Genomic DNA, 11689 nt, shown 5'->3' with positions numbered 1-11689 from the left:
GAGCGGGTGGCTTCGCTGGCCCCGGACCTGATCCTGCTCGACCTGCGGCTGCCGGACATGCTCGCGCCCGAGGTCGTCACCGAGCTGCGGCGGGTGCACCCCGAGGGCAAGATCGTGGTCTTCACCGCACACGGCGACCACCAGGGCGTGCTGGCCGCGCTGGAGTCCGGCGCGCACGGCTGCCTGCTCAAGGACGCGGCGGGCGCGCAGCTGGTGACCGAGCTGCGCCGGGTGCTGCGCGGCGAGCGCGTCGTCGACCCCCGGATCCTCCCCGACGCCGGGCAGCGGTCGGACGCGCTGGCCCGCAGCGGCCTGACCCGCCGCGAGTACGAGGTCCTGCGGCTGGCCGCGCAGGGCCAGACGAACCCGGAGATCGCGGAGTCGACGGGCCTGGCGCGGAACACGGTGAAGACCTACCTGCAGTCGGCGCTGCACAAGCTGGGCGCGCGCAACCGCGTCGAAGCGATCGGGAAGGCCAGCGAAGCCGGGCTGCTGTGAGATCCTCGGCCGGGTGATGATCGACCTGCACGCGCACAGCACGGCCTCCGACGGGACGACGCCACCGGCGCAGCTCCCGCGGCTGGCCGCCGAAGCCGGGCTGGCGGTGCTCGCCCTCACCGACCACGACACCTTCGCGGGCCTGGCCGAGGCTTCCGCGGCCGCCGCCGGCGTCGAGCTCGTCCCCGGGGTCGAGATCTCGTGCCGCCTGGACGAGTTCGAGGTGCACCTGCTCGGCCTCTTCGTCGACCCGTCCTCCGCGCCGCTGGCGGACGAGCTGGAGCTGATCCGCACCGACCGCGTCCGCCGCGGTGTCCGGATGGTCGAGCGCTGCCGGGAACTCGGGGCGCCGATCACCCTGGCGCAGGTCGAGGCGATCGCCGCGGGCGCGCCGCTGGGCCGTCCGCACATCGCCGCGGCGCTGGCCGCGGTGGGCGTCACCGACGCCTTCACGTCCGACTGGATCGCCGACGGCGGCCGGGCGGACGTCCCCAAGCACGTCCTGTCCACTGTGGACGCGATCGCGCTGGTCCGCGCGGCCGGCGGTGTGGCGGTGCTCGCCCATCCCCGCTCGGTCAAGCGGCGTGCTTCGGTGTCGGACGCGCAGCTGGCCGCGCTCGCTGCCGCGGGACTCGCGGGGATCGAGGCGGACCACCCCGAGCAGCCGCCGGACGTCCGCGACCGGCTCCGGGAAGTGGCCGCCGACCTGGGGTTGCTCGCCACCGGGTCGAGCGACTTCCACGGCGATCGCAAGCCGGTCCGCCTCGGCGAGTGCACGACTTCGCCTGACGTGTTCGCGGCGCTGCGGGAGTCCGCCGTGTCCGTTTCGTAGCCCGCGGGGTCTCCAGGTGGGGGTGTCCGAGAGCCACGTCTGATCGCAGGATGACCGCCACCGACCGTGACTCACGTCACACGAGCGGAGGAGGCCCCTTGCGTTCCGGAGTGAGTTCGTGCTGACCGTGCGTGGCCTGCGGGTGCGGTACGGCCGGTCGACGGCCGCCCTGCACGGAATCGATCTCGACGTCTCCGCCGACGGCGTGCTGGCCGTGCTGGGCAGCAACGGGGCCGGGAAGTCCACTTTGCTCCGGGCCGTCTCCGGCACCCTCCGGATGCACCGGGGCGCGATCGACGCCGGCGAGATCCGCTACGCCGGCCACGCGCTCGGCAAGCTCGACCCCGCCCGGATCGTCCGGCTCGGCGTCGTCGGCGTGCCGGAAGGGCGGCAGGTGTTCGCCCGGATGACCGTCGAGGAGAACCTGCGGGCCGGCGGCATCGGCGCCCGGACCGCGGCCGAGCGGGCCGGCGCACGCGAGCGGGTCGGCGAGCTGTTCCCGGTGCTCACCGAACGCGCCAAGCAGCGCGCGGGCCTGCTGTCCGGCGGCGAGCAGCAGATGCTGGCCATCGGCCGGGCGCTGATGTCCGCACCGAAGCTGCTGCTGCTCGACGAGCCGTCGCTGGGTCTCGCGCCGAAGGTCGTCGAGCAGATCGGCCGGACCATCCGCGAAATCCACGACCAGGGCACCGCCGTCGTGCTGGTCGAGCAGAACGCCGTGATGGCGCTGAACGTCGCCGACCACGCCGTGGTCCTCGAAGTGGGCCGGGTGGCGCTGGCCGGGACCGCGGCCGAGCTCGCCGCCAGCCAGGACGTCCAGCGGCTCTACCTCGGCGGGCACGCCGAATCGCCGGAGACCGCCGAAGCCGAGGCGGCGACCGCGCGCCGGAGCCTGGCGGGCCGGACCCTGTCGAGGTGGGCCGGATGACGCCGCCGGAACTGCGGGTCGAGAACGTCTCGCTCCGGTTCGGCGGGATCCGCGCGCTCGACGACGTGAGCTTCACCGTCACCCCCGGCTCGCTGCACGCGCTGATCGGGCCGAACGGCGCCGGGAAGTCCAGCTGCTTCAACGTGATCAGCGGTCTCTACCGGGCCAACGCGGGCCGCGTGCGGCTCGGGGACACCGACCTCACCGGCCTCGCGCCGCACAAGCTGGCCGGGCTCGGCGTCGGGCGGTCCTTCCAGAACGCGGCCCTCTCCCCCGGCTCGACCGTGCTGGACAACGTCATGCTCGGCCGGCACGCGCTCACCCGCGGCGGGTTCCTCGAAGCCGGGCTGCGGCTGCCGTGGACGGTCCGCGCCGAACGCCGGCACGCCGAGCGCGCGCGGGAGATCTGCGCGTTCCTCGGGCTCGAAGCGGTCGTCGACACTCCGGTCGGCGCGCTCCCCTACGGCGTCGTCAAGCGCGTCGACCTCGCCCGCGCGCTGGCCGTCGAGCCGGTGCTGCTCCTGCTCGACGAGCCGGCGGCCGGGATGAACGCGGCGGAGACCGCTGAGCTGGCCGGCACCATCAGCGGGATCCGGGCCGAGCTCGGCATCTCGATCCTGCTCGTCGAACACGACATGGGCCTGGTGATGGGCATCGCCGACCGGGTCACGGTGCTCGACTTCGGCCGGCGCATCGCCGACGGCACCCCGGCGCAGGTCCAGTCCGACCCGGACGTCATCAAGGCCTACCTGGGCACGGAGGCAGCGTGAACACTTTCCTGCAGCTCGTGGTGAACGGCCTCGGCAAGGGCGCGGTGTTCGCGTTGCTGGCACTGGGCTTCGTGATCATCTTCAAGGCCACCGAGGTGGTCAACTTCGCGCACGGCTCGCTGGTGCTCTTCGGCGGCTACCTCGTCGTGGTGTCGAAGGACGCGCTGGGCTGGGCCGGCGCGTCGCTCGCCGGGATCGTCTCGGCCGGGCTGCTCGGCCTGCTGGTCGAGCGGCTGCTGCTGGCCCGCGCCCGGCACGCCGACGCGAACAGCCTGGCCCTGCTCACCATCGGCGTCGACGTGATCATCACCGAGGAGATCGTGCGCCGCCTCGGCGTCACGCTGCCCTTCCTCGGCGACGCCTGGGACGCGAAGCCGTTCCGGCTCGGCGGGATCACGCTGTTCCGCACGCACCTGGTCGCGCTCGCCGTCGCGGCGGTGCTGATCACGGCGTTCTGGCTGGCCTTCAAGTACTCGAACTGGGGCGTGGCCATGCGGGCGCAGGCGGAGAACCGCGAGGCCGCCGCGCTGATGGGCATCCGCAGCTCGCGCGTCACCGCGACCGCGTGGCTGGTCGCCGGCCTGCTCGCCGGGGTGGCCGTGCTGTTCATCGCGACGCAGGACTTCTCCGGCGCCGGGCTCTCCCGCGGGACGCACTCGATCGCGCTGGCCGCCTTCCCCGCGGCGATCCTCGGCGGTCTCGACTCGACGGCGGGCGCGGTCGTCGGCGGCCTGGTCGTCGGGATCGCGGAGGCCCTGTCGGCGCAGTACGTCTCGTTCGACTTCTCGAAGAGCGCGGTGTTCCTGGTGATGCTGGTGGTCCTGGTGGTGCGGCCGTCGGGGCTGTTCGGCACGAGGGAGCGGACCCGTGTCTGACCAAGCCGTGTCCGAAGTGGACACCCCAGCCGAAACGGCCGCGCCGCCACACCCACGCCGCAGCCCGGCGCGGCTGGTCCGCCGGGTCGTCTCCCTCGCGCTGCTGGTCGTCCTGCTCGCCCTGCCGCTGTACCTCGACGCGGCGTGGCTCAAGGCCGGGCAGTACATGATGATCGGCGGGGTCGGCGCGATCGGGCTGACGCTGGTGGTCGGCCAGGCCGGGCAGCTTTCCCTGGCCCACGCGTTCTTCCTGCTCGCCGGCGGCACGGCCTACACCGTCCTCTCCGGACCGGCCGGCGACGACCGGGTGGTCGGCCTCGGCCTCGACCCCGGCCTCTCGCTGCTCGGCGCGGTGGTCGTCGCGGCCCTGCTCGGCCTGGCCTTCGCGCCGGTCGCCGGCCGGCTGCGCGGGATCTACCTCGGCGTCGCCTCGCTGGCGCTGGTCTTCCTGGGCCTCTACTTCGGACAGTCCGCGGAAGAGCTCACCGGCGGGACGTCGACCGGGCGCGCGCCGGCGCCGTTCTCCCTGTTCGGCTTCCCGTTCACCGACGACGGACCGGTGATCACCCTGCTCGGCGTGCCGATCCGCCAGGCCGAGCGGATGTGGTACCTGTTCCTGCTGCTCACCGTGCTCGCGTTCGTGATCGCCCGCGGCGCGGTCCGCGGGCGGGTCGGGCGGTCGTGGCGGGCGGTGCGCGACAACGAGGCCGCGGCCGCGGTGATGGGCGTCAGCGTGCTGCGGGCCAAGGCGGGCGCGTTCGCCGTCTCCTCGGCCTACGGCGGCCTCGCCGGCGCGATGACCGTGCTGTGGTTCGACATCCTCAAGCCGGACGAGAGCGAGTTCGGCACCTACGGCATCAACGTCTCGATCGCCTACCTGGCGATGGTCATCATCGGCGGCCTCGGCTCGGTCCCCGGCGCGCTGGTCGGCGCCCTGATCGTCAACGGGCTGCCGCAGGTCCTCGCCCTGTATTCGGCCGACCTGGGCTGGTTCTCCGGCACCGGCGACGGCGCGCTGACCCCGGTCCTGGTCAGCTCGTTCGTCTACGGCGCCGCGATCATCCTCGTCGTGCTGTTCGAGCCGGGCGGGCTCGCCGCGATCGGCCGCCGGCTCACCCGGCCTCGCCGTCAACCCCCGGAGGAACCATGAAACGCACACACCTGGCGGCGGCGCTGGTGGCCGTCCTCGCGCTCTCGGCGTGCAGCACGAAAGCGAACGACTCGGGCGCGTCGGGCCCGGACAGCTCCGGCGTCAAGACGGGCAAGGGGGTGACGGCGAACGAGGTGACGCTCGGCGTGATGACCGACAAGTCCGGCGTGTTCAAGAACCTCGGCCTCGGCGTCACGCAGGGCAACGAGCTGTGGGCCAAGGACTTCAACGCGGCCGGCGGCGTGTGCGGGCGGCAGGTCAGGCTCGAGGAGGTCGACCACGGCTACAAGGCCGACACGGCGAAGACGCTGTACCCGCAGATCGAGCCGAAGGTGCTCGGGTTCGTGCAGCTGCTGGGCTCACCGGTGGTGGCCGCGCTGAAGCAGAACCTGGCCTCGGACAAGACGACCGCCGCGCCCGCGTCGTGGTCGTCCGAGCTGCTCGACAACCCGTACGTGATGATCGTCGGGACGACCTACGACCTGGAGATCATCGACGGTCTGTCGTACCTGCAGGAGCAGGGGCAGCTGAAGGACGGCGACACGATCGGGCACATCTACATCGACGGCGAGTACGGCAAGAACGGCCTGCGCGGCTCGCAGTTCTACGCCAAGAAGCACAACCTGACGCTGAAGGAAGTCAAGATCACCTCGACCGACAGCGACCTGACCAACGTCGTCACCGGCCTCAAGGGCGAAGGCGTGAAGGTGATCGTGCTGACGACCACGCCGACGCAGACCGGCTCGACGGTCGGGGCCAACAAGGCGCTCGGGCTGAACGTCCCGGTGCTGGGCAACAACCCGACGTTCGACCCGGCGCTGCTGAAGAGCCCGGCCGCCGGAGCGCTCGACAAGCTGACGGTCGTGGCGAGCAGCGTGCCGTTCTCCGCGGACATCCCGAAGGCGAAGGACGTCGCGGCGAAGTACAAGGCCGCGTACAAGGAAACCCCCAACGGCGGCGTCCCGTACGGCTACGCGGTCGGCGAAGTGTGGGGCGCGGTCCTGAAGAAGGCGTGCGACAACAAGGACCTGACGCGCGACGGCATCGCCGCGGCGCTGAAGCAGACGACGTCGGCGAGCACGGACAACCTGGTCGCGGCGCTCGACTTCTCGAAGCCGGGAACGCCGGCGACGCGCCAGGTGTACGCGGCGACGCCGGATGCCTCCGCCGAGGGCGGCGTCAAGTACGTCAAGCCGTTGTTCGAAGCTCCGGAAGCGAAGGAGTACGTCGCTCCGCACCAGAAGTGAGCCGGTATCGCGCCAGCGCGGCCGCTTCGTGCAGCGGAGTGGTCGCGTTGGCCGCGGCGGCCTCGAGGAGGGTGCGCACGGTGTCCTCGATCGTCTCCACGCGAGCGAGCGCGGCTTCGTGGTCCAAGCCCTCGGCCTCGCGCGAAAGTGTGTACAGGATCCCGCCCGCGCTGGCCACGTAGTCCGGGATCCACACGATGCCGCGTGCAGCGAGGTCGTCCGCGACGGTGTCGGAGGTGAGCTGGTTGTTGGCGGGCCCGACGACGAGCGGTGTGTCGAGCCGGGCCACCGTCTCCGGGCCGAGCACTCCGCCGACCGCCGCCGGGATGACGACGTCGGCGGTGAGGGTCAGGACCTTCTCCGGCTCGGCCCAGGTCAGGCCCAGCTTTTCGGCCCCGGGCCGTTTCCCCGCGTCGATGTCGGAGACGACGACGTCGGCGCCCGCGGCGTGCAGGCTCGCCGCGAGGTGGGCGCCCACCGAGCCGTAGCCGCTGATCACGACCCGGCGGCCCACGAGGTCCGGTCCGGCCGCCGCCCTTAGCGCGGCGAGCACCCCAAGGGCGGTCGGCCCGCTGGAGGAACCGGTTCCGCCCGCGGATTCGGGCGTGCAGAACGCGTACGGCGACGCTTCGCGGAGCACCAGCATGTCGGCCGGACCGGTGCCGACGTCCGGGCCCGCCTGGTAGGCCCCGCCGAACTCGGCGATCAGGTCGGCGTGGTCGAGCAGGACGGCGCGGCGCTCCTCGGGCGAGAGGACGCGGCCCGGCTCGGGTGCGATGACGCTCTTGCCGCCGCCGAACGCCAGGCCGGCGACGGCGCACTTCGCGGTCATGGCGGCCGACAGGCGGAGGACGTCGCCGATGGCTTCTTCGAGCGTGGCGTAGGGCTTGAACCGGCAGCCGCCGACGGCGGGGCCGAGCGCGGTCGAGTGGATCGCGACCATCGTGGGGATGCCGGATCGACGGCCTCGGCGGACTACCAGCTGTTCATGTGCGGTCATGAGCGCCGAAGTTAGGGTGAAAGTCGGCAGTCGGGATGGGCTGCCGAACGAAATTCGGCGAGGCTACGGAGGGCCCGGTGCTGGACGAACTTGATTCGGCGATCGTGCGGTTGCTGCAGGAAGACGCCCGCCAGACCAACCGGGACATCGCCCGGAAGGTCGGCATCGCGCCCTCGACGTGCCTCGAGCGCATCCGGCTGCTGCGCGAACGCGGCGTCATCCGCGGCTACCACGCCGACATCGACCTGCCGAGCCTCAACCGCGGCGTCCGGGCGCTCGTCACGGCGCAGGTGCGGCCGCTGAGCCGGGCGGTGATCGATTCCTTCCAGCGGTCGATCGCCGAACTCCCGGAAGTGCTCTCGGTGTACGTCACGGCGGGAAACGACGATTTCCTGATCGAAGTCACCACGCCGGACATCGACGCGCTGCACGCATTCCTGACCGACCGGCTCGCGCTGCGCCGGGAGATCGTCGGCTTCCGGACGTCGATCGTTTTCCGGCACCTGCGGAAGACGACGCTTGAACCGCTCCCGTAAGGGTATCCGGGGATGACCCCGGAACGGCGCGACACGCCGCCCCCTACGTGCACCCCTGAAATACCCGGGTTCGCACGTTCAAAGGCGGAAACTGTCGGTGGCGGGGCGTCTAATGAGCACGACGGGAAGGAGGCGCCGCCATGATCACCGATTTGAACCACCGTGAGCGCGCCACACTGAGAGCCGTGGCCGGCGGCCACGCCGAGATCAGCTGCAGCTGCGAGCCCGACCTCTTCATCGACGGCCTGAGCTGCTGCGACCAGTCCACCGTGCATCGGCTCGCGCGGCTCGGCCTGATCGCACCCGCCCACCCCGGCAAGTGCGGCGAGCGCGTGCCCGCGCTGCTCACCGACGCCGGATCGCGGGCGCTCGGCGAGGTTTTCGCCACCGCGGCGTAAACACGTTTGCCACGCACTGGGGTCACTGCCAGCATCATCCGATGCACGTATTCCTCGAAACCGATCGGCTGATCCTCCGCCGGTTCACCGAGAACGACGCGGACGCGCTCTTCGAGCTCTACGACGACCCGGCCGTGATGAAGTACCTCAATGGGGGACAGCCGGCGGACCGCACGGAGATCGTCACCCTGGATCTTCCCGCGTTCCTCGGTTACTACGAGCGGTTCCCCGGTTACGGGTTCTGGGCGGCGATCGAAAAGAGCACCGGCGACTTCCTGGGGTGGTTCCATTTCCGCCCGCGCCCGGGCGACCCGCCGGACCAGCCCGAACTCGGCTACCGGCTGCACCGGAAGGCGTGGGGCAAGGGCTACGGCACCGAGGGCTCGGCGGCACTGCTCGCGAAGGGCTTCACCGAACTGGGGGTCACCCGGGTGACGGCGTTCACCATGACGGTGAACAAGGCCTCGCGCCGCGTGATGGAAAAACTGGGGATGACGTTCGTCCGCACCTACTTCGAGGAGTTCCCGGAGCACGAGCGGGCCCCGGGCAGCGAGCACGGCGAAGTCGAGTACGGCATCACCCGCGAGGAGTGGCTCGCGGGCACCGCGCCCGGCGCCCGCGAGCCATCGGATCAGCGGTAGACCTCGAACTCGTAGATCCGGGCCGCGCCGTTGCCGTCGTTGGCCGGGGTGGTCAGGTTGAGCTTCACGTACCGCGCCGATCGGGTGGTGATCGGGTGGTACGTGCGGCTCGCCCGCGAGCCGGTGACGGAGGCGACCGTCGTCCAGGTCGAGCCGTCAGTCGACGTCTGGATGGTGAAGGCGCCGGTGTTCCAGCCCGTGGTCTCGCCGCCGAGACCGGCGTGCTTGACCACGAACGAGGACACGTTCTGCGCCGACCCGAGGTCGACCTGGAGGAACTTCGTCGCCGCCGTGCTGCAGAACTTGCTGTTGTTCGCGAGGCTGCCGTCGACGGCCTTGGCGGGAGTCTCCGTCGAGTTGCAGGTGGCCGAGCCGGTGGCCGCCTTGCCCAGCGCCAGGTTCGTGCCGAGCTCCGGCGCGGCGGCCGGCGGCGTGAACCCGTCGTTGTACGACGGCGGGACGTCAGCGGTGCCAGTGCCCCACGCGCTCGGCGACGAGCCCATCGCGTAACTCAGCGTCGACGCGCCCGCGATGTCGCCGTAGCGGATCCACGACTTCGTCGTCGAGACGCCGTTGACGCTCACGCTCTGCACGTACTGCGCGCCCTGGCCCGCACCGCTCCCGGTGATCTGGATGGTCCCGGACGGCCGGATGATCGACGCCGCCGGGAACAGCGGGCCGTGCAGGGCCAGGACGTCCGCGCCCGGCGTGGCCGGGTACATCCCCAGCGCGGCGAAGACGTACCACGCCGAGGTGGCGCCGAGGTCGTCGTTGCCGGGCAGGCCGCCCGGGCCGGTGGTGAACGACTCGTTCATCACCCGCCGCACCGCCGAGCTGGTGCCCTGCGGGTGGGCGGCGTAGTTGTACGCCCACGGCACGCCGTGCTCGGGCTCGTTGCCGATGTAGAAGTACGGCTGGGTGAGCCCGCCGTTGAGCTGGGTGAAGTGGTGGTCCAGCCGCTGGACGGCGGTCTGGCGGCCACCCATCAGGTTGATCAGGCCCTGGTAGTTGTAGGGCACCATCCAGGTGTACTGCGACGGGTTGCCCTCGGTGTAGCCGCTGTTGCTCGACGGCACGACCGGCCACGCCCAGGTGCCCGTGCTGCCCCGCGGCTGGATGTAGCCGGAGTCGGGGCCGAACACGTTCTGCCACCACTGGGCGCGCTGCATGTAGGTGTTGTACTTCGTGGTGTCACCGACGGCCTTCGCGAACTGCGCCACCGCGAAGTCCGACGCCGAGTACTCGAGCGAGTCCGACGGGTCCTCGTAGACGTAGTGCCGGCTCAGGTAGCCGCTTTCCCGGCCGCGGATCGCCTGACCCTGCGTGGTGCCGCCACTGGCGCTCTTGTCCATCAGCGTCAACGCGGCCGCGGTGTCGAACCCGCGAACCCCGAAGGCGTACATGCTGCCGACGATGATCGGGCCGGGGTCACCGGTCATCACGAAGTGCTCGTTGCTGTTGTGCGACCACTTGGGCAGCAACCCGCCCTGCTGGCCGTCCAGCACCATGGACTTCGCGATGTCGCTCGCCTCGTTCGGCGCGACGAGCCCGATCAGCGCGGCCCACGACCGGTAGATGTCCCAGCCGGAGTAGTTCTGGTAGACGGTGTGGGACGCGGTGTGCACCGCCTGGTCGAACCCGCGGTACTGGCCGTTCGTGTCGCTGGCGATGTTCGGGTTCTGGAAGACGTGGTACAGCGCCGTGTAGAACTTCTGCAGGTCCGCGGTCGCCCCGCCGGTCACCTGGACGCGGTTGAGGACGTTGTTCCAGCTCGTGTCGGCTGCGCCGCGGATCCCGGCGAAGTCGAAGCCGGGGCTCTCGGCGGCCAGATTCGCCTGCGCGTTGGCGAGGCTGACGAACGAGATGCCGATCTTCGCCTGCACGGTCGTGTTGCTCGAAGTGTCGAAGGTGACGTAGCCGCCGGAGTTCGTGCCGCTGGTGCTCGCGGAGCCGGCGTTCACGGTGCCGCCGAGCCAGGTGCCGAACCCGCTGGGCGCGCGGTCGAACTGGATGACGTAGAAGATCTGGTAAGTCTTCGACGAGCCGCAGAACCCGCCGCCGGTCACCGAACCGGTGAGCTGGCTGCCGCTGATGCTGATGCTTCCGCTGCGGGACCCGGTGGCGCTGCGGCTGGTGTTGACGAGCAGCCGCGCGGATGTCGTGTTCGGGTAGGTCAGCTTCATGAAGCCGGACCGCTGGGTGGCGGACAGTTCGACGGTGGTGTTGTAGCTGTCGAGCTTGTTCTTGTAGTAGCCGGGCGCGGCGGACTCGTTGGCCTTGGTGTACCGGCCCGCGTACCCGGTCCACCCGGTGCCCGGCGACGTCCCGATCGCGCCGGTGATCGGCAGCAGGCCGAGGTCTTCGTTGTTGGCGCAGCCGGCGCCGTTGAAGTGGGTGAGGCTGAATTCCTCGATGCTCGTGTCGCTGTATCGGTACCCCGACGGCGACGCGGTCGGGGTGTCCGGGCTGAACTGCACCATGCCGAACGGCACGACGGCGCCGGGGTAGGTGCTGCCGCCGGCACCTCCGGGCACCGGGTTGGGCGAGTTGCTGTTGTCGGTGCCGATGAAGGGATTCACGTACTGGGTGAGGGCGAGCGTCGCGGCGCCGGCTGGTGGCGCGGCCAGCCCCGCGCCGAGGAGCACCGCGGCGAGCGCGGCCGCGCGCACCCGGCCGGCCAATGGTCTGGACATGACCCTTCCTCTCCTTGTCGCACGCATTCCCGCCGGGCGACAACGTTGTCGGACAAGCAGAACGGGTGGTGACAACGTTGTCAGCGCGGGTCGAGCCGCGCCGGCAACGTCCAGGGGTCGA

Annotated in this window: 12 protein-coding genes; 10 read left to right on the top strand and 2 right to left on the bottom strand. The window is 71.1% G+C overall.

All coding sequences use genetic code 11. The features are described 5' to 3' along the window. The 7 genes from ACWDN5_RS43965 to ACWDN5_RS43935 form a co-directional block, all read left to right on the top strand. Window positions 1–498, top strand: a 498-nt coding sequence (locus ACWDN5_RS43965; RefSeq protein WP_449680439.1) for a LuxR C-terminal-related transcriptional regulator, incomplete at its 5' end; no start/stop codon positions are given. A 16-nt stretch (window positions 499–514) separates the two neighbouring features. Next, window positions 515–1330 carry a PHP domain-containing protein gene (locus ACWDN5_RS43960; RefSeq protein ID WP_449680441.1) on the top strand — a complete coding sequence of 272 codons (816 nt, stop codon included), beginning with the start codon at window positions 515–517 and terminating at the stop codon, window positions 1328–1330. Window positions 1331–1448: 118 nt separating this feature from the next. Next, complete coding sequence (locus tag ACWDN5_RS43955; RefSeq protein ID WP_449680438.1) at window positions 1449–2258, top strand: ABC transporter ATP-binding protein; 810 nt, start codon at window positions 1449–1451, stop codon at window positions 2256–2258. Beyond that, window positions 2255–3028, top strand: a complete 774-nt coding sequence (locus tag ACWDN5_RS43950) for an ABC transporter ATP-binding protein (RefSeq protein WP_449680437.1) — start codon at window positions 2255–2257, stop codon at window positions 3026–3028. The genes ACWDN5_RS43955 and ACWDN5_RS43950 overlap by 4 nt, the downstream gene beginning before the upstream one ends. After that, window positions 3025–3903: a branched-chain amino acid ABC transporter permease gene (locus ACWDN5_RS43945; protein WP_449680436.1), complete on the top strand. Its 879-nt coding sequence runs from the start codon at window positions 3025–3027 to the stop codon at window positions 3901–3903. Before ACWDN5_RS43950 ends, ACWDN5_RS43945 begins: the two co-directional genes overlap by 4 nt. Window positions 3904–3910: 7 nt before the next feature. Next, the gene (locus tag ACWDN5_RS43940) at window positions 3911–5053 is read left to right on the top strand and encodes a branched-chain amino acid ABC transporter permease (protein ID WP_449680440.1); all 1143 of its coding nucleotides are present in this window, start codon (window positions 3911–3913) and stop codon (window positions 5051–5053) included. Continuing rightward, window positions 5050–6300: an ABC transporter substrate-binding protein gene (locus tag ACWDN5_RS43935; protein ID WP_310971231.1), complete on the top strand. Its 1251-nt coding sequence runs from the start codon at window positions 5050–5052 to the stop codon at window positions 6298–6300. The genes ACWDN5_RS43940 and ACWDN5_RS43935 overlap by 4 nt, the downstream gene beginning before the upstream one ends. Here ACWDN5_RS43935 and ACWDN5_RS43930 read toward each other — a convergent pair. Next, window positions 6242–7300 carry a Glu/Leu/Phe/Val dehydrogenase dimerization domain-containing protein gene (locus ACWDN5_RS43930; RefSeq protein ID WP_449680435.1) on the bottom strand — a complete coding sequence of 353 codons (1059 nt, stop codon included), beginning with the start codon at window positions 7298–7300 and terminating at the stop codon, window positions 6242–6244. The two genes, ACWDN5_RS43935 and ACWDN5_RS43930, sit on opposite strands and share 59 nt — an antisense overlap. 77 nt (window positions 7301–7377) lie before the next feature. On the opposite strand from ACWDN5_RS43930, the gene ACWDN5_RS43925 reads away from it, so the two are divergent. The 3 genes from ACWDN5_RS43925 to ACWDN5_RS43915 all read left to right on the top strand — a co-directional run bounded on the left by ACWDN5_RS43925 (window position 7378) and on the right by ACWDN5_RS43915 (window position 8875). Continuing rightward, window positions 7378–7836: an Lrp/AsnC family transcriptional regulator gene (locus ACWDN5_RS43925; protein WP_449680434.1), complete on the top strand. Its 459-nt coding sequence runs from the start codon at window positions 7378–7380 to the stop codon at window positions 7834–7836. 140 nt (window positions 7837–7976) lie between these two features. Then, a complete protein-coding gene (locus tag ACWDN5_RS43920) occupies window positions 7977–8234 on the top strand; it encodes a hypothetical protein (protein WP_310971229.1) in 258 nt (85 codons plus the stop codon). A 41-nt stretch (window positions 8235–8275) separates the two neighbouring features. After that, window positions 8276–8875: a GNAT family N-acetyltransferase gene (locus ACWDN5_RS43915; RefSeq protein WP_449680433.1), complete on the top strand. Its 600-nt coding sequence runs from the start codon at window positions 8276–8278 to the stop codon at window positions 8873–8875. Here the strand turns inward: ACWDN5_RS43915 and ACWDN5_RS43910 are convergent. Beyond that, entirely contained in the window at window positions 8866–11568 is a 2703-nt protein-coding gene (locus ACWDN5_RS43910) for a GH92 family glycosyl hydrolase (RefSeq protein WP_449680432.1), read from the bottom strand. The two genes, ACWDN5_RS43915 and ACWDN5_RS43910, sit on opposite strands and share 10 nt — an antisense overlap. Window positions 11569–11689: the final 121 nt, after the last annotated feature.

The sequence above is a fragment of the Amycolatopsis sp. NPDC003731 genome (assembly GCF_053586895.1).
The sequence above is the reverse complement of the archived record's forward strand: the minus strand, read 5'-3'. Positions and strand labels throughout refer to the sequence as shown.